At 43.8% G+C, this 785-nt stretch carries 1 protein-coding gene; it reads left to right on the plus strand.

Going from position 1 to position 785, the window contains the following annotated elements:
• A partial coding sequence (gene tnpC, locus M3175_RS25750) for an IS66 family transposase (RefSeq protein ID WP_251524494.1) occupies positions 1 to 785 on the plus strand: 785 nt, incomplete at both ends.

Raw genomic sequence — 785 nt, forward strand, 5'->3', positions numbered from 1 at the left:
ATTATGAAGGTGAATGGTAAATCACCCAAGCAAGGCTATGTTTGGGCGTATGTAACGCCACAGCACAGTAAACTTAAAGCAGTGGTTTATGACTTTGCCGAAAGCAGACGAAATGAGCACCCCAAAGCCTTTTTACACAAGTGGCAGGGTCAGCTTGTGTGTGATGATTATAATGGTTATAAGTTCTTGTTTAATCAACAGCCTCACGCTGTCATTGAAGTCGGTTGTATGGCGCATGCACGGCGTAAGTTTCATGAGTTGCATGTGACGGGGCAAAGTATTGTCAGTGAAGAAGCATTAAACTTCTTTCAACGCTTGTATGCCATAGAGCGTGAAATTGATGAGCTATTTGAGAAAAATGCGCTACCTTCCTCAAGAAATACTCAAACCGTATGGCAAATTAGACAAGCTAAAGCAAAACCCATTGCTGATGCTTTACATCAGTGGCTACTGGAAAAGAGGCAGTTAGCTTCTAAGAATTCAGCGATTGCTCGCGCGATTGATTATTGTTTGAAACGTTGGACAGCGCTTACCCAATACTTGGATGATGGCAGTCTGCCGATTGATAATAACTGGGCTGAGAATCAGATGCGTCCGTGGGCTTTAGGTAGAAAAAATTGGTTGTTCGCTGGTTCTTTGCGAAGTGGTCAGCGCGCAGCGGTGATTATGTCGTTAATTCAGTCAGCTAGGTTAAATGGGGTGGATGCGTTTGCTTACTTGTCTGATGTCCTTAGACGGCTGCCAACCCATAAAGATAAGGATATTGATGAGCTGCTACCTCATGT

Source organism: Robertmurraya korlensis, assembly GCF_023715225.1.
In the GTDB taxonomy this organism is placed as follows: Bacteria; Bacillota; Bacilli; order Bacillales; family Cytobacillaceae; genus Robertmurraya_A.